General features: G+C 57.6%; 16 protein-coding genes, 2 tRNA genes, 2 rRNA genes and 1 pseudogene. 12 read left to right on the top strand and 9 right to left on the bottom strand.

The window, feature by feature from the left end; all coding sequences use genetic code 11:
• From C1N84_RS14835 to dkgB, 4 genes are all read left to right on the top strand, one after another.
• A 23S ribosomal RNA gene (locus tag C1N84_RS14835) occupies positions 1 to 2905 on the top strand.
• Positions 2906 to 3102: 197 nt separating this feature from the next.
• A 5S ribosomal RNA gene (gene rrf, locus C1N84_RS14830) occupies positions 3103 to 3218 on the top strand.
• 100 nt (positions 3219 to 3318) lie between these two features.
• Positions 3319 to 3395 (top strand) — tRNA-Asp (locus tag C1N84_RS14825).
• Between the two features lie 170 nt (positions 3396 to 3565).
• Positions 3566 to 4369 (top strand): 2,5-didehydrogluconate reductase DkgB, encoded by an 804-nt coding sequence (dkgB, locus tag C1N84_RS14820; RefSeq protein ID WP_264441613.1) that lies wholly within the window; start codon positions 3566 to 3568, stop codon positions 4367 to 4369.
• Positions 4370 to 4381: 12 nt separating this feature from the next.
• Here the strand turns inward: dkgB and yafC are convergent, their stop codons facing one another.
• Positions 4382 to 5290, bottom strand: a complete 909-nt coding sequence (yafC, locus tag C1N84_RS14815) for a DNA-binding transcriptional regulator YafC (RefSeq protein ID WP_021507312.1) — start codon at positions 5288 to 5290, stop codon at positions 4382 to 4384.
• Positions 5291 to 5390: 100 nt separating this feature from the next.
• Between yafC and C1N84_RS14810 the strand changes: the two genes are divergently transcribed.
• Both C1N84_RS14810 and C1N84_RS14805 read left to right on the top strand, forming a co-directional pair.
• Positions 5391 to 6569 carry an MFS transporter gene (locus tag C1N84_RS14810; protein ID WP_394541655.1) on the top strand — a complete coding sequence of 393 codons (1179 nt, stop codon included), beginning with the start codon at positions 5391 to 5393 and terminating at the stop codon, positions 6567 to 6569.
• Between the two features lie 148 nt (positions 6570 to 6717).
• The gene (locus C1N84_RS14805; RefSeq protein WP_031279675.1) at positions 6718 to 7518 is read left to right on the top strand and encodes an endonuclease/exonuclease/phosphatase family protein; all 801 of its coding nucleotides are present in this window, start codon (positions 6718 to 6720) and stop codon (positions 7516 to 7518) included.
• Between the two features lie 193 nt (positions 7519 to 7711).
• Here the strand turns inward: C1N84_RS14805 and mltD are convergent, their stop codons facing one another.
• Positions 7712 to 9088, bottom strand: a complete 1377-nt coding sequence (gene mltD, locus C1N84_RS14800) for a murein transglycosylase D (protein ID WP_031279674.1) — start codon at positions 9086 to 9088, stop codon at positions 7712 to 7714.
• 71 nt (positions 9089 to 9159) lie between these two features.
• Positions 9160 to 9915, bottom strand: coding sequence for a hydroxyacylglutathione hydrolase (gene gloB, locus C1N84_RS14795; protein WP_059010980.1), 756 nt, complete (start codon positions 9913 to 9915; stop codon positions 9160 to 9162).
• Positions 9916 to 9955: 40 nt separating this feature from the next.
• Between gloB and C1N84_RS14790 the strand changes: the two genes are divergently transcribed.
• Complete coding sequence (locus C1N84_RS14790; protein ID WP_394541654.1) at positions 9956 to 10690, top strand: class I SAM-dependent methyltransferase; 735 nt, start codon at positions 9956 to 9958, stop codon at positions 10688 to 10690.
• On the opposite strand, the pseudogene rnhA reads toward C1N84_RS14790, so the two are convergent.
• Positions 10675 to 11242: pseudogene (rnhA, locus tag C1N84_RS14785) on the bottom strand (ribonuclease HI). The gene C1N84_RS14790 and the pseudogene rnhA sit on opposite strands and share 16 nt — an antisense overlap.
• Between rnhA and dnaQ the strand changes: the two are divergent.
• Both dnaQ and C1N84_RS14775 read left to right on the top strand, forming a co-directional pair.
• A complete protein-coding gene (gene dnaQ, locus C1N84_RS14780; protein WP_058776026.1) occupies positions 11196 to 11927 on the top strand; it encodes a DNA polymerase III subunit epsilon in 732 nt (243 codons plus the stop codon). The pseudogene rnhA and the gene dnaQ overlap by 47 nt on opposite strands.
• A gap of 134 nt (positions 11928 to 12061) precedes the next feature.
• A tRNA-Asp gene (locus C1N84_RS14775) sits at positions 12062 to 12138 on the top strand.
• Positions 12139 to 12238: 100 nt separating this feature from the next.
• On the opposite strand, the gene C1N84_RS14770 is transcribed toward C1N84_RS14775, so the two are convergent.
• Entirely contained in the window at positions 12239 to 13732 is a 1494-nt protein-coding gene (locus C1N84_RS14770) for an NCS1 family nucleobase:cation symporter-1 (RefSeq protein WP_021507305.1), read from the bottom strand.
• 145 nt (positions 13733 to 13877) lie between these two features.
• Between C1N84_RS14770 and C1N84_RS14765 the strand changes: the two genes are divergently transcribed.
• The 3 genes from C1N84_RS14765 to puuE are packed head-to-tail and all read left to right on the top strand — an operon-like array spanning position 13878 to position 16317.
• Entirely contained in the window at positions 13878 to 14600 is a 723-nt protein-coding gene (locus C1N84_RS14765; RefSeq protein WP_058758029.1) for a GntR family transcriptional regulator, read from the top strand.
• Positions 14597 to 15328, top strand: a complete 732-nt coding sequence (hpxA, locus tag C1N84_RS14760) for an allantoin racemase (RefSeq protein WP_021507303.1) — start codon at positions 14597 to 14599, stop codon at positions 15326 to 15328. The genes C1N84_RS14765 and hpxA overlap by 4 nt, the downstream gene beginning before the upstream one ends.
• Positions 15329 to 15363: 35 nt before the next feature.
• The gene (puuE, locus tag C1N84_RS14755; RefSeq protein ID WP_021507302.1) at positions 15364 to 16317 is read left to right on the top strand and encodes an allantoinase PuuE; all 954 of its coding nucleotides are present in this window, start codon (positions 15364 to 15366) and stop codon (positions 16315 to 16317) included.
• A 74-nt stretch (positions 16318 to 16391) separates the two neighbouring features.
• Here puuE and hpxZ read toward each other — a convergent pair whose 3' ends face one another.
• From hpxZ to C1N84_RS14735, 4 genes are read right to left on the bottom strand one after another with little or no spacing between them, the layout of a single operon-like run.
• Positions 16392 to 16775: an oxalurate catabolism protein HpxZ gene (gene hpxZ / locus C1N84_RS14750; protein ID WP_260641381.1), complete on the bottom strand. Its 384-nt coding sequence runs from the start codon at positions 16773 to 16775 to the stop codon at positions 16392 to 16394.
• A gap of 2 nt (positions 16776 to 16777) precedes the next feature.
• Positions 16778 to 18175: an AtzE family amidohydrolase gene (locus C1N84_RS14745; protein WP_264441611.1), complete on the bottom strand. Its 1398-nt coding sequence runs from the start codon at positions 18173 to 18175 to the stop codon at positions 16778 to 16780.
• Entirely contained in the window at positions 18172 to 18357 is a 186-nt protein-coding gene (gene hpxX, locus C1N84_RS14740) for an oxalurate catabolism protein HpxX (protein WP_010616983.1), read from the bottom strand. The genes C1N84_RS14745 and hpxX overlap by 4 nt, the downstream gene beginning before the upstream one ends.
• A gap of 11 nt (positions 18358 to 18368) precedes the next feature.
• Positions 18369 to 19955, bottom strand: coding sequence for a gamma-glutamyltransferase family protein (locus tag C1N84_RS14735; RefSeq protein ID WP_264441610.1), 1587 nt, complete (start codon positions 19953 to 19955; stop codon positions 18369 to 18371).
• Positions 19956 to 20111: the final 156 nt, after the last annotated feature.

Genomic DNA, 20111 nt, shown 5'->3' with positions numbered 1-20111 from the left:
GGTTAAGCGACTAAGCGTACACGGTGGATGCCCTGGCAGTCAGAGGCGATGAAGGACGTGCTAATCTGCGAAAAGCGACGGTAAGGTGATATGAGCCGCTACAGCCGTCGATGTCCGAATGGGGAAACCCGGTGCACTCTGTGCATCATCGTTTGATGAATACATAGTCAAACGAGGCGAACCGGGGGAACTGAAACATCTAAGTACCCCGAGGAAAAGAAATCAACCGAGATTCCCCCAGTAGCGGCGAGCGAACGGGGAGCAGCCCAGGACCTGAATCAGCTTGTGCATCAGTGGAAGCGTCTGGAAAGTCGCGCGATACCGGGTGACAGCCCCGTACACGAAGATGCATGAGTTGTGAGTCCGACGAGTAGGGCGGGACACGTGGTATCCTGTCTGAACATGGGGGGACCATCCTCCAAGGCTAAATACTCCTGACTGACCGATAGTGAACCAGTACCGTGAGGGAAAGGCGAAAAGAACCCCGGCGAGGGGAGTGAAACAGAACCTGAAACCGTGTACGTACAAGCAGTGGGAGCCTACCTGTTAGGTGACTGCGTACCTTTTGTATAATGGGTCAGCGACTTATATTCTGTAGCAAGGTTAACCGCATAGGGGAGCCGAAGGGAAACCGAGTCTTAATTGGGCGTTAAGTTGCAGGGTATAGACCCGAAACCCGGTGATCTAGCCATGGGCAGGTTGAAGGTTGGGTAACACTAACTGGAGGACCGAACCGACTAATGTTGAAAAATTAGCGGATGACTTGTGGCTGGGGGTGAAAGGCCAATCAAACCGGGAGATAGCTGGTTCTCCCCGAAAGCTATTTAGGTAGCGCCTCGTGAACTCATCTCCGGGGGTAGAGCACTGTTTCGGCTAGGGGGCCATCCCGGCTTACCAACCCGATGCAAACTGCGAATACCGGAGAATGTTATCACGGGAGACACACGGCGGGTGCTAACGTCCGTCGTGAAGAGGGAAACAACCCAGACCGCCAGCTAAGGTCCCAAAGTCATGGTTAAGTGGGAAACGATGTGGGAAGGCACAGACAGCCAGGATGTTGGCTTAGAAGCAGCCATCATTTAAAGAAAGCGTAATAGCTCACTGGTCGAGTCGGCCTGCGCGGAAGATGTAACGGGGCTAAACCATGCACCGAAGCTGCGGCAGCGACACTATGTGTTGTTGGGTAGGGGAGCGTTCTGTAAGCCGCTGAAGGTGTGCTGTGAGGCACGCTGGAGGTATTAGAAGTGCGAATGCTGACATAAGTAACGATAAAGCGGGTGAAAAGCCCGCTCGCCGGAAGACCAAGGGTTCCTGTCCAACGTTAATCGGGGCAGGGTGAGTCGACCCCTAAGGCGAGGCTGAAAAGCGTAGTCGATGGGAAACAGGTTAATATTCCTGTACTTGGTGTTACTGCGAAGGGGGGACGGAGAAGGCTAGGTTATCCGGGCGACGGTTGTCCCGGTTTAAGCGTGCAGGTGTGAAGACCAGGCAAATCCGGTCTTCTTTAACACTGAGGCGTGACGACGAGCCGCCACGGCGGTGAAGTAACTGATGCCCTGCTTCCAGGAAAAGCCTCTAAGCTCCAGGTAACACGAAATCGTACCCCAAACCGACACAGGTGGTCAGGTAGAGAATACCAAGGCGCTTGAGAGAACTCGGGTGAAGGAACTAGGCAAAATGGTGCCGTAACTTCGGGAGAAGGCACGCTGGCGCGTAGGTGAAGGGACTTGCTCCCGGAGCCGAGGCCAGTCGAAGATACCAGCTGGCTGCAACTGTTTATTAAAAACACAGCACTGTGCAAACACGAAAGTGGACGTATACGGTGTGACGCCTGCCCGGTGCCGGAAGGTTAATTGATGGGGTTATCCGCAAGGAGAAGCTCTTGATCGAAGCCCCGGTAAACGGCGGCCGTAACTATAACGGTCCTAAGGTAGCGAAATTCCTTGTCGGGTAAGTTCCGACCTGCACGAATGGCGTAATGATGGCCAGGCTGTCTCCACCCGAGACTCAGTGAAATTGAAATCGCTGTGAAGATGCAGTGTACCCGCGGCAAGACGGAAAGACCCCGTGAACCTTTACTATAGCTTGACACTGAACATTGAGCCTTGATGTGTAGGATAGGTGGGAGGCTTTGAAGCGCGGACGCCAGTCTGCGTGGAGCCAACCTTGAAATACCACCCTTTAATGTTTGATGTTCTAACGTAGGCCCGTGATCCGGGCTGCGGACAGTGTCTGGTGGGTAGTTTGACTGGGGCGGTCTCCTCCCAAAGCGTAACGGAGGAGCACGAAGGTTGGCTAATCCTGGTCGGACATCAGGAGGTTAGTGCAATGGCATAAGCCAGCTTGACTGCGAGAGTGACGGCTCGAGCAGGTGCGAAAGCAGGTCATAGTGATCCGGTGGTTCTGAATGGAAGGGCCATCGCTCAACGGATAAAAGGTACTCCGGGGATAACAGGCTGATACCGCCCAAGAGTTCATATCGACGGCGGTGTTTGGCACCTCGATGTCGGCTCATCACATCCTGGGGCTGAAGTAGGTCCCAAGGGTACGGCTGTTCGCCGTTTAAAGTGGTACGCGAGCTGGGTTTAGAACGTCGTGAGACAGTTCGGTCCCTATCTGCCGTGGGCGCTGGAGAATTGAGGGGGGTTGCTCCTAGTACGAGAGGACCGGAGTGAACGCACCGCTGGTGTTCGGGTTGTCATGCCAATGGCACTGCCCGGTAGCTAAGTGCGGAAGAGATAAGTGCTGAAAGCATCTAAGCACGAAACTTGCCCCGAGATGAGTTCTCCCTGACCCTTTAAGGGTCCTGAAGGGACGTTGAAGACGACGACGTTGATAGGCCGGGTGTGTAAGCGCAGCGATGCGTTGAGCTAACCGGTACTAATGACCCGTGAGGCTTAACCTTACAACGCCAGAGGCGTTTTGGTCTGAGAGACCGAAAGAATTTTCAGCTTTGTTCACCGGATTACGTCCAGTGGATTTTGTGCTGTGACAAGGCGGCACGCGAGACGACGTGAAGGAGCATACACGAGTATGTGACTGAGCGGCGCGAGCGGGGCAACGCAGTCAGAGCGCGAAAGACGCGGACGAAAACAGAATTTGCCTGGCGGCAACAGCGCGGTGGTCCCACCTGACCCCATGCCGAACTCAGAAGTGAAACGCCGTAGCGCCGATGGTAGTGTGGGGCCTCCCCATGCGAGAGTAGGGAACTGCCAGGCATCAATTTAAGACCCCTAATCGGGTCGTGACCTTCCCGGTGACGCGGAAAGGGCGAAACACCTGAAATCAGCGACGGTCTGATATCAGTACAGAATCGGTGGAGCGGTAGTTCAGTTGGTTAGAATACCTGCCTGTCACGCAGGGGGTCGCGGGTTCGAGCCCCGTCCGTTCCGCCACTTAAATTGAGAAGCCCTGACTGCAAAGTCAGGGCTTTTTCATGTCCGCTAAAAACCCGCCATTGTTGAGTAAAACGCAAAATTCCTCTGCTCATAAGCGGATTTTTCAGCAACAATAATCCTGCCACAATACGCCTCATCGCAACATTCAACGCAATGATGAGGAAAACATGACAATCCCCGCTTTTGGTTTAGGAACATTTCGTCTGCAGGACGATGTCGTTATTCATTCAGTGAAAACCGCACTGGAACTCGGTTATCGTACTATCGATACCGCTCAAATTTATGAAAACGAAGCTGCCGTAGGTCAGGCTATTGCTGAAAGCGGCGTGGCACGTGATGAGCTGTTTATCACCACTAAAATCTGGATTGAGAATCTCGCCGCCGACAAACTGATCCCCAGCCTGCAGCAGAGCCTGGCGAAACTGCGTACCGACTATGTCGATTTGACGCTGATCCACTGGCCATCGCCGGGTGCAGCGGTATCAGTCAAAGAGAGCATGCAGGCATTGATTGCAGCGAAAGAGGCGGGACTGACGCGTCAGATTGGTATCTCTAACTTCCCGATTGCCCTGATGAAAGAGGCCATTGCCGCTGTGGGCGCAGAGAACATTGCGACCAACCAGATTGAGCTGCACCCGTTCCTGCAAAATCGCCAGGTCGTGGACTTCGCGAAACAGCAGGGCATTCATATCACTTCATACATGACGCTGGCGTATGGCGAAGCGTTAAAAGAACAGGTGATAAAGCAGATTGCGCAGAAACATCAGGCCACACCCGCGCAGGTCGTCCTGGCGTGGGCACTGGCACTGGGTTATGCCGTGATCCCCTCCTCAACCAAACGTGAGAACCTGGCCAGCAATATGGCGGCGCAGGATCTGAAACTGGATGCGGACGACATGGCGCAGATCGCCGCGCTGGATCGCCAGCAGCGTCTGGTCAGCCCGGAAGGTCTGGCACCAGACTGGGATTAATTCTCCCATGCATCAGCCCTGCACGCGCCAGGGCTGATCTCTGACCCACTCGCTGAGAAAATCAATAAAGGCCCGCACGCGCTGGCTCACCCCTAAATCGCTGTAATACACCGCATTAAAAGGCATCTCAACCGGTACCGACTGGTGCGCGAGCACCTCAACAAAAGTGCCCGCCGCAATTTCCGCATTCACCATAAAGTCCGACAGGCAGGCGATACCCTGATCGTTCAGGCACAGCTGCTTAATCGTCTCTCCGCTGTTTGATGACATCGCCGCATCAATTTCATACAGATCGCTGCCATTGGCCGACACGGGCCAGCGATTAAGACGAGGCGTCTCGACAAAACCGAGGCACTGATGCTGTGCCAGCGCCTCCACCGACGCCGGCGTACCATATTTCGCCAGATAAGCTGGCGTAGCGACCATTTTACGATAGCTGGTGAACAGCAGCCGGGCACGCAGCGTGGAGTCGGTTAAATCCCCGGCACGAATAGCGACATCCACTTTACGATCAATCAGGTTGATAAAGCTTTCGGAAGAGATTAGCGATAGCGTGACCGCCGGATAGCGTTCGCGAAAGGGTTTAATCATCGGCATCAGCAGGTTAAGGATCACCGGTGTTGCCGCGTCGATGCGCAGCACGCCCTGTGGCGCCTGCTGGCGCTCAATCAGCTCATTCTCTGCTGTCGCCATCTCAAGGATCAGCTTCTGCACGCGCCGGAAATAGAGTTCGCCTTCATAAGTCAGCGCCAGCTGACGGGTGGTACGCGTCAGCAGCGACACGCCAAGCTTGTTCTCCAGCTTCTTCACCGTGCGGCTCACCGCCGAATTGGCCATCTGTAACTGCTCCGCTGCACGGCTAAAACTGCCGCTTTCCACCACAGCGATAAAGACTTTTAACTCCTCTGAAGATGCCTTCATTATGCCTCCTCAGGCAAAAGTTTATTGTTACTTTGCTTCTTTTTGTTATTAAAGCACGAGTCGATAATGGCGCCCATCAAAACATTATTGGGAGTCAACCATGCCACTTGCACTCTGGGCGCTGACCATCAGCGCCTTCGCTATCGGAACCACCGAGTTTGTTATCGTCGGGCTGATTCCGACCATCGCTGAACAGCTCAGCATTACGTTACCTTCTGCCGGGATGCTGGTATCCATCTACGTGCTTGGCGTGGCCGTCGGCGCGCCAGTGCTCACCGCCTTAACCGGCAAGCTGCCGCGCAAGCAGTTGCTGATGGGGCTGATGGCGCTGTTTACCGTCGGTAATCTGGTGGCCTGGCTGGCACCCAACTATGAAACGCTGGTGATGGCGCGTCTGCTGACCGGTCTGGCGCACGGTGTTTTCTTCTCCGTCGGCTCAACCATTGCGACCAGCCTGGTAAGCAAAGAGAAAGCTGCCAGTGCGATAGCCATCATGTTTGGCGGCTTAACCGTGGCGCTGGTTACCGGCGTACCGCTTGGCACACTGATTGGTCAGCACTTTGGCTGGCGTGAAAGTTTTCTGGCGGTCTCTCTGCTGGGCGTGATTGCGCTGGTCAGCAGCATGATACTGGTACCGCGCAACATCGCACAGCCGCCTGCCACCTCCCTGGCACAGCAGGCCGCGGTGATGATCAATCCGCGTTTGCTGCTGATCTACGCGATTACCGCGCTGGGCTACGGTGGCATCTTTACCACCTTTACCTTCCTGGCACCGATGATGCAATCGCTGGCCGGTTTCTCGCCGACCGCCGTCAGCGGCGTGCTGCTGGGGTACGGTATTGCAGTGGCGATCGGGAATATCTGGGGCGGCAGGCTGGCCGATCGCCGCGGGGCGGTACCGGCGCTGACGCTGATTTTTATCGCGCTGGCCATTCTGTTAGTGGTATTTCAGTTCACCGCCAGCATGCATTACCCCGCGCTGCTCACGGTGCTGGTGATGGGCGTCTTTGCCTTTGCTAACGTACCCGGCCTGCAGGTTTACGTGGTGCAAAAGGCCGAACACTATGCGCCAGGCGCAGTTGATGTCGCGTCCGGGCTGAATATCGCGGCCTTTAATATTGGCATCGCACTGGGTTCAACCGTCGGCGGTCACATCGTGGAACATTACGGTCTGGCGCAGACGCCATGGGTGGGTGCCGTCATCGTGTTTGCGGCTCTGCTGCTGGTCCGCCTCAGTGGCCAGCTGGATAAGCCACGCGCGGCAGCCATCATTGAATAAGCCACACCACAGCCTGCCGCATGGCGGGCTGTTGCCGTTGCTGGCTGTGAGGCGAATTCCGACAATCAATAACAGCAATTGAAACCCCGCGCTAAAATCCCTATAACAGTCAGGTGAAGTTGTAGTCGAAAATCAGCCAGGCGGGACAGTGCGAAAAAAAACTTATGCAATGCGGTATGTAGCAGGTCAGCCTGCTGAGCGGATTTTTCCGCCAGGGGCGATGCTGCATCTTGGGCAGGCGTTACCGCCCGGTGCACCGCTGCCAGCCGACCCAACCCTGCGCGTGCTGGTGTGGAATATCTTCAAACAGCAGCGGGCAGACTGGATGTCAGTACTGCAGGGCTTCGGTAAAGATGCCCATCTGGTGCTGCTGCAGGAGGCGCAGACCACCCCGGAACTGGTGCAGTTCGCCACCAGTAATTATCTGGCGGCCGATCAGGTACCGGCCTTTGTGCTGCCGCAACACCCCTCTGGCGTCATGACGCTGGCTTCTGCCCATCCGGTCTACTGCTGTCCGCTGCGTGAGCGTGAGCCGCTACTGAGGCTGTCTAAATCCGCTCTGGTCACTGCCTATCCGCTTCCCACCGGCGAAATGCTGATGGTGGTCAACATTCATGCGGTCAATTTCAGCCTCGGCGTTGATGTGTACAGCAAACAGCTGGGGCCGATTGGCGAGCAAATCCAGCATCATCGCGGGCCGGTGATCATGGCCGGCGACTTCAATGCCTGGAGCCGCCAGCGTATGAACGCGCTCTACCGCTTTGCCCGTGAGATGGCGCTGCGCGAAGTAAACTTTACTGATGATCATCGACGCAAGGCATTTGGCCGCCCGCTGGATTTTGTCTTTTACCGCGACATGAAAGTCAGCGAGGCGTCGGTGCTGGTGACGCGTGCCTCTGACCACAATCCTCTGCTGGTTGAATTCAGTCCCGGCGCGGCTAAACGTTAAGCCAGGCGCGGCGCGCCAAAGGCGAATGATTCACTGCGCTGATGCCGCACCCTGCTCAATAAGCCACTTCAGACTGCTAAAGGCATGGCGCAACGGCGATAATAACGAGGTTTACGCGTGAGTGTGTCGGACTGCGGGAACGGGAAAAGGTAAATAATGAAAAAGGCTGACAAAAGTCAGCCTTTTCGGTGCATCAGGTATCAGGTGTTGCGCTATTCTTCACAAACAGCGTCAGCTTGTCGCCGGGCTGAATGTCTTTAGCGTCACTGTTCCAGCGCATCACGTCTTTGGTGTTAACACCGTGACGTTTGGCGATACTGGCAAAAGAATCACCCTTACGTACACGGTAGGTGATGCTGTTGCCGTTATCCGCCAGCTGCGACGCGCCAGCTTTGCTGCCAACGGTCAGTGTCTGACCGATGCGTACTGACGCACTGCGCAGGTTATTCTGCTGCTTCAGTGCACTAACGCTCACACCAAGCTTACTGGCAATGCCCGATAAGGTGTCGCCTTTGCGGACCTTATAGCTATTGCCTGCAGCGCTGACTTTCGCCAGCTCGCCGGGCTGTACCGCAGCAATATCACCGGAAGCCAGTGAATTGCGCAGCTGAGCCACGTTGGACTTTGGCACCATAATATAGTGCGGTCCGTTTGGCGCGGTGGTGCCGTTTTTATACCCGGCATTGAATGTCTTCAGCTTGCTGAGCGACATACCGGCCATATCTGCGGCCTGCGTCAGTTCAATCTGCTGTCCCACTTCAACGCGAGCCAGTGCACGGCTCTCATTGGCGGTTGGCAGCTTAATACCGTAACGCTTGCTGTTCTTGAGAATATCACTCAGGGCCAGCATTTTAGGTACGTAAACCGTAGTCTCGCGTGGCAGCGATAAATGCCAGAAGTCGGTCGGCTTACCGCGCGCCTTGTTCTGTTTCATCGCCTTCAGCACACGCCCTTCACCGCTGTTATAGGCGGCGATGGTCAGTAACCAGTCACCGTCAAACATGCCGTTCAGACGTTGCATCATATCCAGCGCAACTTTGGTTGAGGCCACCACATCGCGGCGTCCGTCATACCATTGGTTCTGTTTCAAACCATAGTTTTTGCCCGTTTGCGCAACGATCTGCCAGATGCCAGCGGCATTCGCAGAAGAGGTTGCGTGTGGGTCAAAAGCGCTCTCCACTATGGGTAGCAGTACCAGTTCCATCGGCATTTTACGTTTCTGTATCTGCTCGACAATCCAGTACATGTACGGCTCTGCCCGTAATGTTACATCGTGGAGATAGCTCTTATTTTTTAAGTACTTTGTTTTTTGTTCGCGGATTCGCGGGTTTTCCGGAATCCCCATCTTCAACTCGTCACTAATGTGATTCCAGAGATCAGTGTCTTCTGCGAGGCTGGTTCCATCATCTTGCCAGCGCGGCGACAACAAGCGATCTCCGTACTTTCCATTTTCACCTTGACCAGCTGAAGACAGACTCTGTGCATGCTGTACCGGGATACTGGCGTCATTCCTTGATGCCTGACATCCAACCAGCAAGACCGAGGCGAGTAATATCGCTTTAGCCTTCATGTGTGTGTCAATAGTTCGCTTAAAAGACGAGCAACTATACGTTAGCGACCGGCACAACACAACCAGAAATATCAAAAACGGTCTTTCTTCTCGCGTAGATCGGCAAAAGTCTGCCATAACGGAGCCGACGACACATTAATGCCCAAAGCCTTTTGCAAATCAGGATCTTGCGTACGCAGGAATAAATTTATTTCACGCTCCAGCGCCAGTTTTGTTGGCAAAGTAATGCGATTTTCTGCGCGTAAGTCCTTAATTTGCTGATACCTTGCCAAAATTTTCGGGTCCTGAGGCAGAATAGCCGCAGCAAACTTCATATTGGATAAAGTGTATTCATGCGCACAGCAGATAAGCGTATCGGCAGGGAGTTGATTAAGCGCCTGAAACGACTCAAACATTTGCTGCGCAGTGCCTTCGAACAGTCGTCCGCAGCCACCCGAAAACATCGTATCGCCACAGAAAAGATAAGGTGAGCTGAAATATGAGATATGTCCTAAAGTGTGTCCAGGCGTTGCGATGACGCGGAAATTTAGCCCGAGCAGCGTAAATTCATCACCGTCACTGAGAATAGTGCGCGCGCCTTCATCGGCGGTCTCCTGCGGACCATAAACCTCAAGTTGCGGATAGTGCTCCAGCAGTTCGCTAACGCCGCCCACGTGATCGTGATGATGATGGGTCAGCAGAATGGCCTGCGGCTGCCAGTGATTGGCGCGAATTTTTTCCAGCACCGGCCGGGCTTCACCCGGATCGACGATCAGACAGCGTCCCTGTTCATCGTTCAGTGTCCAGATGTAGTTATCCTGCAACGCGGGAATACTGGTAAGATTCATAAACACCTCTCAGGTCGTAGAAAAAGGAAAATGGTAGAGCATGAAGCCAGCGAAAACACGCCAAATCCTGACTGCGCCGCGCTCCTGGCAGGATATGCCCTGGGGCGACTATTTCCGCGACGCGTTAACTCAGCAACTGCAACCGTATCTCGGCAAGCTGTACGGCTTTCATATGCTTAAAATTGGCAGCCTCAGCGCAGAAATCAATACCCGCCAGTGTGCCATATCGCATCAGGTTAATGTGGGCAATGAGGGCGATGGGCTGCAGGTCATCGCCAGCGCAACGCAGTTGCCATTTGAGTCCAAATCAATTGATGCCTGTCTGCTGGCGCACACGCTGGCCTGGAGCCAGGATCCGCACCGCGTACTGCGCGAAGTGGATCGTGTACTGATTGATGACGGCTGGATGATTATTAGCGGCTTCAATCCGTTCAGCCTGCTGGGCATCAGTAAAGGCCTGCCCGGATTACAGCGCCGCGCACCGTGGAGCGGACGGATGTTCAGCCAGGTGCGCCTGCTCGACTGGCTGAGCTTACTCAACTATGAAGTGGTGTATCGTACGCGTTTTCAGGTGGTGCCGTGGCACCGCCAGGGCGGGAAGATGATCAGCACGCACCTGCCGGCGCTGGGCTGTCTGAATATCGTGGTTGCGCGTAAGCGCACCTTCCCGCTGACGCCGGGCAAAGTGAAGATGATGCCCGGCAAAACCCAGTTACGGCCAGCGGTCAATGCCACGCGGCAGTTTCGTGAAGCCAGCGATCAGGACTCAACCTGATAGCCAATATCGTCGAGGGAAGGATTGCCGGCAGCGCTGCGTGCCAGTTCATCACAGCGTTCGTTTTCGGGATGACCGGCATGGCCTTTTACCCACTCCCACTGAATCTGATGGGTACTGAGCGCCGCGTCGAGTCGCTGCCACAGATCAACGTTCTTCACCGGCTTCTTTTCTGCGGTTTTCCAGCCGCGCTTTTTCCAGTTGTGAATCCAGCTGGTGATGCCCTGGCGCACGTACTGGCTGTCGGTGCTGAGCACCACGTCACATGGCTGGGTCAGCGCTTCCAGTGCCACAATGGCCGCCATCAGCTCCATGCGATTATTGGTAGTAAGGCGGTAGCCGGCGCTGAATAATTTCTCGTGCTGGCGGTAGCGAAGAATGGCGCCGTAGCCGCCGGGACCGGGATTGCCCAGGCAGGATCCATCGGTGAATATTTCTACCTGTTTGCGCATCTCTGGTAGACTTCCTTCTGACAAAACGCCAAGTCTGACATAAAACGAGTCCTATGAGCACTGCAAATAACCGCCAGATCGTCCTCGATACCGAAACCACCGGCATGAACATGATCGGGGTGCATTACGAAGGACATCGCATCATTGAAATCGGTGCGGTTGAGGTGATCAACCGTCGCCTGACCGGCAACAACTTTCATATGTATCTCAAGCCCGATCGGCTGGTGGATCCGGAAGCGTTCGGCGTACACGGTATTGCCGATGAATTCCTAGCCGATAAACCGACCTTTGCGCAAATCGCCGACGAATTCCTGGATTACATTCGCGGCGCGGAGCTGGTGATCCATAACGCTTCGTTCGACATCGGCTTTATGGATTACGAATTTGCCATGCTGCAGCGCGACATCGGCAAGACAGAAACCTTCTGTCAGATCACCGATAGCCTGGCGATGGCGCGTAAAATGTTCCCGGGCAAACGCAACAGCCTGGATGCGCTGTGTAACCGTTTCGAGATCGACAACAGCAAACGTACGCTGCACGGCGCTTTGCTTGATGCCGAGATTTTGGCCGAAGTGTTCCTCACCATGACCGGCGGCCAGACCTCGCTGGCGTTTTCGATGGAAGGCGAGCAGAGCAATCAGGTGGCAGGCGAGCACATTCAGCGCATCGTTCGTCCGGGCGCAGGCCTGCGCGTGGTTAGCGCCAGCGATGAAGAGATAATGGCGCATGAGAGCCGGCTCGATCTGGTGCAAAAGAAGGGCGGCAGCTGCCTGTGGCGTGCCTGAAACCGCTGATTTTGCGTGGAAAAGCGTCGTTAAGCTGAAAAAACCGGCAAACGAGAGATTCCCCTGCAAAAAGCGTTGACGAGGGATGAGGCTGCCATTAATATGCGCCTCGTTCCCGACGGGGAACAAAGCGCGGAGCGGTAGTTCAGTTGGTTAGAATACCTGCCTGTCACGCAGGGGGTCGCGGGTTCGAGCCCCGTCCGTTCCGCCAATCTCTTTAAAGAAGCCGATGCAGCAATGCATCGGCTTTTTGCTTTTCTAAATCATACCCATCTGGCGTACGGTCGCCATTCATGGCGACCACCAGCACATTAATCCTTCTGTACCGCCACTTCCGCACGATAGGTGGCTTGCGGCACCTCACGTTCAGCGCGCGCCAGCCAGCGGTAGCAGCCAGCGCCCAGCGCCACGCCGATGAACCAGCTGAAGTTTGCCACTGCGTGCAGGGACGGAATAAAGCTAATCACCAGACAAATGCCAACGGAAGGCAGCAGTGCAGCAATCGCTTTCGGATTGAAACCGCCGCGATACCAGTAGCGGCCTTTTGGCGTATCGTTGAACAGGTCATCAACGTACACCTTGCTGCGTTTGATCAGGTAGAAATCGGCGATCAGGATGCCAAACAGCGGCCCGATAAACGATCCCAGCACATCCAGCGTGTAGTGAATCAGCTCCGGCGACTGGAACAGATTCCACGGCGTCAACAGCACTGAACCCACGGCGGCGATCATGCCACCGGCGCGGAAGCTGATCTTCTGCGGTGAGCAGTTAGAGAAATCAAACGCTGGTGAAACGAAGTTCGCCACGATATTGATGCCGATGGTGGCAGTAATCATGGTCAGCAGCCCGATAGCGACCGCCACATCGTTGCCTACCATGCTCACGGTTTCAATCGGGTCGGTGATCATTTTGCCAAACAGCGACTGAGTACCCGAGACAATGACCACGGTCACAATCGAAAACAGCAGGAAGTTGAACGGCAGGCCCCAGCGGTTGCCGCGGCGAATCTCACCCATGCTTTTGCCGTAGCGCGAGAAGTCACCAAAGTTGAGCAGCGGACCGGAGAAATAAGAGACCACCAGCGCGGTCGCGGTAATCATCTGCCAGGTTTGCTCGCCCGCGCTCAGTGATTTACTGGCGAGGGTAAAGGAGATACCGTCAAAACCGGTTTTGTATACAATCCAGCCCGCCAGCGCCACCATCACCACGTAGACCGCCGGACCGGCGATATCAATAAAGCGTTTAATCGCGCTCATGCCGTGCCAGAACACCATCGCCTGCAGCAGCCACATGACGCCGAAACAGCACCAGCCAAGCTGCGACAGGCCGAGCCAGCTGCTCTGCGTCATGCTGCTTAACGACGGGTAGAACTTCAGCAGCACCAGCATCAGCGCATTCGCCGCCAGATAGGTCTGAATGCCGTACCAGGCGAAGGCGATCAGCCCGCGAATCACCGCCGGGATGTTGGCCCCGAACACGCCAAATGCCTGACGCGAAATCACCGCATAAGGCACGCCGGCCATCTGGCTCGGCTTCGCCACCAGGTTGGCGCACAGCTGCACGATGCAAATTCCCACCAGCAGACACAGCAGCACCTGCCAGCTGGCCAGACCGAGGGTGAAGAAGCTGGCCGCCACCACATAGCCCCCCATGCTGTGCACGTCCGACATCCAGAACGAAAAAATGTTGTACCACGACCAGCTCTGGTTGCGGGTCGGCGCCAGGTCGTCGTTACACAGACGCGGGCTGTAATGGGCGTTGGCTTCAGAGGCCACCGCAGAGGTCACTTCAGAATGATTTGGCATGAAACCTGCTCCTCTTAACTTCATGGAAAAATAATGACAGCGTGAAACGGTATTGCAGTATCCAGGCCAGAATTGATTTCTTGTATACAAAAAATGAATTTCACGTATACGATGTGCTGTGCACAGTCACTTGCCGGAGCAGGTAATGAAGAGTGAAACAGGCCAGAAAACGGCTGCCGATCTGAATGACAGAGACGAACCTATCTATCAGGCGTTGCTGAACGCCATCGTGGAGCACCAGCTGCCGCCGGGCAGCAAATTGCCGGAAGAGGCGCTGTCGGAGGTGTTTGGCGTCAGCCGTACCGGCATTCGTAAGGTGCTGCAGCGCCTCGCGGCGGTGCAAATGATCACCCTGTCGCCCAGACGTGGTGCACAGGTGGCGACGCCGGGCGTGGAGGAAGCGCGCGACATCTTCGCCACGCGCAGCCTGCTGGAGTGCGCCAATCTGCCGGCGGTGCTGGCGCATCTGCAGCCGCCGCATCTCGCCGCGCTAAGTGGCTTAATTGCCGACGAGCAGCAGGCGCACCAGCAGCACGACGGGGCCGCCGCCATCCGTCTGTCTGCGGCTTTTCATATCCAGCTGCAGGCGATTTCCGGCAACCAGGTGCTGACTGACATGGTGACGCGCCTGACGCAGCGCTCCTCACTGGTGATCGCCGCTTACGGTGCACCGTGGCAGCGCGGCTGTCGTTGCGATCATCACGATCGGCTGGTGGATCTGCTGCGGCAAAACGATCTGCCGGCGTTAACCACGGCGCTGCAACATCACTTCGAACATATCGTCGCCAGCCTGCACTTTGAACGCAGCGGCGAAACCCTGCCTGATTTCACCCGGTTATTTGCCGGTCATAAAGGAGCGGCATCATGAGCCTGATCCAGGTGATCAACCCGAATACCAGCGCCGCCATGACGGCGACCATCGGCGCAGCGGCACGCGCCGTGGCCGCACCTGGCACGGAGATTGTGGCGGTGTGCCCGAGCGAGGGCGTGCCCTCCATTGAAGGACACTTTGATGAAGCGATTGCCGCGGTGGGCGTGCTGGAACAGGTAAAACGCGGCAAAGAGCAGGGCGTCAGCGGCCATATCATCGCCTGCTTTGGCGATCCGGGACTGCTGGCGGCGCGCGAACTGGCGAGCGGACCGGTAATTGGCATTGCCGAAGCGGCGATGCACACCGCGACGCTGGTGGCGACGCGCTTTTCGATTGTCACCACGCTGCCGCGCACGCTGGTGATCGCCCGCCATCTGCTGCAGCAGTACGGATTCAGCCATCACTGTGCCGCGCTGCACGCTATTGATCTGCCGGTGCTGGCGCTTGAGGACGGCAGCGGCGTCGCGCAGGAGAAAGTGCGCGAGCGCTGCCTGCAGGCGAAACGTGAAGATGGCAGCGGGGCGATTGTGCTGGGCTGCGGCGGCATGGCGTCGCTGGCGCAGGATCTGACTAAAGAACTGGGCCTGCCGGTGATTGATGGCGTCAGTGCGGCGGTGAAAATGGTCGAGTCATTACTGGCGCTGGGCTTTGGTACCAGCAAACACGGCGATCTGGCTTACCCGATTAAAAAACCGCTCAGCGCGGCATTTCAGCACCTAAACTAAGGGCTGGTTGAGGACTGATGACAGGAACTTGCAGAATGAGTGATGTATCTGAAAAGAAAGAGTACAGCTTCAACAAAAATTATCCGCGCGATCTGATTGGCTATGCGGGCCAGCCGCCGCACGCGCAGTGGCCGGGTGAGGCGCGGGTGGCGGTGCAGTTCGTGCTCAATTATGAAGAGGGCGCTGAAAACAATGTGCTGCACGGTGACGCGGGCTCTGAGCAGTTTCTCTCCGACATCATCGGTGCCGCCAGCTATGCCGATCGCCACATGTCGATGGATTCCCTGTATGAGTACGGCTCGCGTGCCGGTTTCTGGCGCATCCATCAGGAGTTTCAGCAGCGCGGCCTGCCGCTGACCATCTTTGGCGTCGCGATGGCACTGGCGCGGCACCCGCAGATTGTCGAGGCCATCAAAGCCGCCGATTACGATGTGGTCAGCCACGGCTGGCGCTGGATTCACTATCAGGGGATGGATGCCAAAACCGAGCGTCAGCACATGCAGCAGGCAGTGGACGTGCTCACCGAGTTATTCGGTAAAGCGCCCACCGGCTGGTATACCGGGCGCGACAGCCCCAATACGCGGCGGCTGGTGGTCGAGCAGGGCGGCTTCAGCTACGACAGCGATTACTACGGTGACGATCTGCCGTTCTGGACGCAGGTCACCTGTCAGGACGGCACGGTGAAGCCGCATCTGATCATTCCCTACACGCTGGAGTGCAACGACATGCGCTTCGCCACGCCGCAGGGATTCAACACCGCCGAGCAGTTCTATACCTATCTGCGCGATACCTTTGATGTGCTGTATGAAGAGGGCGCGACGGCGCCGAAGATGATGTCGATTGGCATGCACTGCCGTCTGCTGGGGCGTCCGGGGAAATTCCGCGCGCTGCAGCGTTTCCTCGACCATATCCAGCAGCACGACAAGGTGTGGGTGTGCACGCGTCAGCAGATTGCCGATCACTGGATGAAGACGCATCCGGCTGCCTGAGCGGCCTTACCTTTCACGGATGTCAGGTCGTTTTTGCCCTCTCTTGCCAGGAGAGGGCAACACTCGCGCCTGCGTCAGCTCATCAAACTCACCTGCGCCGCCACGATGCGCCAGCCGCACGGCAGCCGTACCCAGGTCTGCTGCTGACGGCCAGTCTTCTCCACGCCCTCGCGGGTGAACTCGGTGCTGCATACCGCATAGTCATCGCCAAAAGTGGTGATGACCGTATTGCGCAGGGTGCGATCGAGCCCCTTTGACGGACGCGCCGCGCGAAAGGCGCGAATCTCCTCAATCCCGTACAGATTCTCTCCGGCACCGAGTCGCACCGTACGCGCATCGTGCCAGAACAACTCGTCCAGCACGGCGACATCATTGCTCACCAGCGCCTGCTCGTAGCGGTAAAACGCGGCGGTGACTTCAGCCAGTATCGCCGGACGATCGATATGTTCAGGTGTCATCTTCAGGCATCCATAAAAGAGGTTTGTGGCAGCGTCACACCCTGCTGCTGCAGTGTCCAGGCGGCGCGCAGCGCCAGCTGTTCGTTAAACGGCGCGGCAATCAGTTGCAGGCCAATCGGTAAGCCGCTGGCAGTGAGCAGCGGTACGCTACACACCGGCAGGCCGAGGAACGAAATCGGCTGCGTCAGCATGCCCATGCTGGCGCGTGTCGGCAAATCCTGACCGTTGATGTGAATGGTTTCCTGGCCGATGGTGGTGGCGGTACAGGGCGTCGCCGGGGCGATCAGCACGTCGTAATGGTCGAACAGCGGCAGCACCTGCTGCTGGAAGTGACGGCGGAAACGCTGGGCCTGCACATACCACGCGGCGGGCAGCATCGTGCCCGCCAGCAGGCGTTCGCGTGAATTCGGCTCAAAGCGTTCTGGCTGGGTGCGCAGCGCTGGCAGATAGTGATTGCCGCCTTCCGCGGCGGTCATGATAAACGCGGCCGAGCGCGCCAGTTCGGCCTGGGGCAGCGTCACTTCTTCTGTCGCGCCGAGCGCGCTGGCCGCTACCGCCACCGCCGCGCGCGCCTCATCGCTGCACCAGTCAGCAAAAAAGCCGCCCAGCACCGCGCTGCGCAGCTTTTCGCTGCCTGCAGAGAGCCTGTCACTGACCGGTTCCGCAGGGCGCGCCGCCTGAAACGCATCGCTGGCGTCGCCGCCTTGCAGCGCATCGTAGACCAGACTCAAATCTTCCACCGAGCGGGCAAACGGACCGATGTGGTCGAGGCTGGCGACAAACGGGTGGCTGCCGCTGCGCGACAGACGACCAAAGGTAGGTTTCAGGCCGAAAATGCCGCACAGCGAAGCAGGCACGCGAATCGATCCGTTGGTGTCGGTGCCGAGTGAAAAGTGCACCAGCCCGGCAGCGACGGCTGCCGCGGAACCGCCAGATGAGCCGCCGGCCACGCGCGACAGATCGCGCGGGTTGCGGGTGGCACCATAATGGGTGTTCTCGGTGGTAAAGCCGTAAGCGTAGGCGTCCATATTCAGCATGCCGGAGAGCAGCGCGCCGCTCTGCTGCAGCTTAGAGACCGCCCACGCATCCTGCTGTGCCACCGGCCGCTCGCTGAACAGGCTGGCACCGGCAAGCGTGCTGTGACCGGCGACGTCAAACAGGTTTTTTACCGCATAGGGAATGCCAGCCAGCGCCGGCAGCGGCTCGCCGCGCTGACGCTGCTGATCCAGCCGATCGGCTTCCCGCAGCATGCGCTGCGCGGTGACGGCGGTCCAGGCGTTAATGGCCGGGTTATGCTGTTCAATGGCAGCCAGCGTCTGTTGTGCGATGTCGCGCGCGCTGAGATCGCCCTGCGCCAGTGCCTGCTGCAGCTGGCTTATCGATAAGGCTGCCAGCGTCATGGATGAAATACTCCCGCTACTTCCAGGCGATCATCCAGCGGCAGCGCCATCAGCGGCTGCGCCATCGCGGCGATACGGTTAAACTGCGTTAGCAGCTCGGCGCGGCGCGTGTCGTCCAGCTCCAGCGCCAGAATCTGCTCCATTTGGGCGATATAGGTTGCCCAGTCCGGTTGTGCACTCATGATTTTCTCCGTTAAAAACCGGCAGCGCTGCCGTTGCTGCGCGGATCAAACGCGCCTTCCAGCATGCCATTGTTGTGTCTGACGATGGCGCCGGCGTGGCCCACCACTTCACTGTATTCAGCCAGCAGTTCGACTTCATGACCGAGCGCGCGCAGTTGCTGCACGGTTTCAGGCGCGATGCGCGCCTCCAGCTTGAGGGAGTCCGAGGATTGGCCCCAGGTGCGGCCAAGCAGCCAGCGCGGTGCGCTGACCGCCTGCTGCAGCGGCTGGCCCTGAATGACATAGCGGGTAAAGATCGCCGCCTGGGTTTGCGGCTGGCCATCACCGCCCATCGAGCCGTACACCAGCGTGCGGCCATCTTTCAGGCGTGCCGCCGCTGGATTGAGCGTATGGAACGGCTGTTTGCCCGGTGCCAGCGTCAGCAGGTGATCCGGCTGCAGGCTGAACGCCGCGCCACGGTTTTGCCAGGTAATACCGGTGCCGGGCAGCACGACGCCGCTGCCAAATTCGTGGTAAATGCTCTGGATAAAGGAGACCGCCAGGCCGCTGCTGTCCATCACCCCCATCCACACGGTATCGCCCGGTCCGCGTCCGGTGCCCCAGGGCGCGGCGCGATCGTCCTGCACCTGCGCGGCCAGCGTGCCGAGATGATCGGCATTCAGCAGCGACTGCACATCAATCGCCATGTGACGCGGATCGGTGATGTGTTGATCACGCAGGGCAAAGGCCTGTTTGGTGGCTTCAACGATGCGGTGCACCGTCTGTGCTTCACTGGCGTCGGCCATCGCCAGACGATCGGTGATCCCGAGGATCGCCAGCGATACCAGCCCCTGCGTTGGCGGCGTCATGTTCCAGATATCGCCTTCGCTGTGCGCGAGGTGCAGCGGCGTGCAGCGCCGGGCACGCTGCCGGTGTAAATCGTCCAGCGTAATCGGCATGCCGAGCGCGCCCATTTCGCGCGCCAGATGGTGCGCCAGCTCACCGCGATAAAAGCTCTCCAGCCCTTGCTCGCTCAGCACGCTCAGCGTCTGCGCCAGCGCCGGCTGGGTAAAACGACTGCCGGCGGTGGGCGGTGCGCCATCAGGCAGAAAGGTGGCGGCAAAACCGGGCTGATGTTGCAGCTCATGCTGTTTTGCCGCCGTCGCTGCCGCCTGCGAGGCGGTGACCGGAATGCCATCGGCCGCATAGCGAATCGCATCGCGCAGCAAACGGCTCAGCGGCAGCGGCGTCGCGCCCAGTTCGTGCGCCAGCGTCAGCGCTTCCTGCCAGCCGCTGACGGTGCCGGCAACCGTCAGTGCCGCTTTAGGGCCGCGATGCGGAATATGGCTCTCACCGTGATAGAAGTCGGGGTGCGCCAGCGAGCCGGCAGCACCGCTGGCATCGATGGCAACCGGATCACCGCCGGGTGGCACCACCAGCCAGAAGCCGTCGCCGCCAAGGCCATTCATGTGCGGATAGACCACCGCGATGGTCGCCGCGGCCGCCACCATCGCTTCCAGCGCGTTGCCGCCTTCACGCAGTACCGCCAGTGCGCTTTCACTGGCAAGGTGATGCGGCGTCACCGCCATGCCCATCGGGGCCATATTGCTTTGAATCATAATGAACTGTTCCCGGATTATTCTTTTGTAGCGGCGCGATTTGGCGCGCTGGATAGGGAAAACAAGCGCAACAAATTGCGCCGCTACCAGTCTGTAGCAATGGTAAAGCAAGAGCCGTTCCAGTTTTGGTGTTACGCCAGCCTGGATCGATTTATG

The organism is Pantoea sp. SGAir0418 (genome assembly GCF_043529865.1).
The sequence above is the reverse complement of the archived record's forward strand: the minus strand, read 5'-3'. Positions and strand labels throughout refer to the sequence as shown.

Bases quoted from the DNA above. Each gene is read 5' to 3' on its own strand.
- dkgB (WP_264441613.1), top strand. From the start codon at position 3,566: ATGACAATCCCCGCTTTTGGTTTAGGAACATTTCGTCTGCAGGACGAT.
- yafC (WP_021507312.1), bottom strand. From the start codon at position 5,290: ATGAAGGCATCTTCAGAGGAGTTAAAAGTCTTTATCGCTGTGGTGGAA.
- C1N84_RS14810 (WP_394541655.1), top strand. From the start codon at position 5,391: ATGCCACTTGCACTCTGGGCGCTGACCATCAGCGCCTTCGCTATCGGA.
- mltD (WP_031279674.1), bottom strand. From the start codon at position 9,088: ATGAAGGCTAAAGCGATATTACTCGCCTCGGTCTTGCTGGTTGGATGT.
- gloB (WP_059010980.1), bottom strand. From the start codon at position 9,915: ATGAATCTTACCAGTATTCCCGCGTTGCAGGATAACTACATCTGGACA.
- C1N84_RS14790 (WP_394541654.1), top strand. From the start codon at position 9,956: ATGAAGCCAGCGAAAACACGCCAAATCCTGACTGCGCCGCGCTCCTGG.
- dnaQ (WP_058776026.1), top strand. From the start codon at position 11,196: ATGAGCACTGCAAATAACCGCCAGATCGTCCTCGATACCGAAACCACC.
- C1N84_RS14770 (WP_021507305.1), bottom strand. From the start codon at position 13,732: ATGCCAAATCATTCTGAAGTGACCTCTGCGGTGGCCTCTGAAGCCAAC.
- C1N84_RS14765 (WP_058758029.1), top strand. From the start codon at position 13,878: ATGAAGAGTGAAACAGGCCAGAAAACGGCTGCCGATCTGAATGACAGA.
- hpxA (WP_021507303.1), top strand. From the start codon at position 14,597: ATGAGCCTGATCCAGGTGATCAACCCGAATACCAGCGCCGCCATGACG.
- puuE (WP_021507302.1), top strand. From the start codon at position 15,364: ATGAGTGATGTATCTGAAAAGAAAGAGTACAGCTTCAACAAAAATTAT.
- hpxZ (WP_260641381.1), bottom strand. From the start codon at position 16,775: ATGACACCTGAACATATCGATCGTCCGGCGATACTGGCTGAAGTCACC.
- C1N84_RS14745 (WP_264441611.1), bottom strand. From the start codon at position 18,175: ATGACGCTGGCAGCCTTATCGATAAGCCAGCTGCAGCAGGCACTGGCG.
- hpxX (WP_010616983.1), bottom strand. From the start codon at position 18,357: ATGAGTGCACAACCGGACTGGGCAACCTATATCGCCCAAATGGAGCAG.
- C1N84_RS14735 (WP_264441610.1), bottom strand. From the start codon at position 19,955: ATGATTCAAAGCAATATGGCCCCGATGGGCATGGCGGTGACGCCGCAT.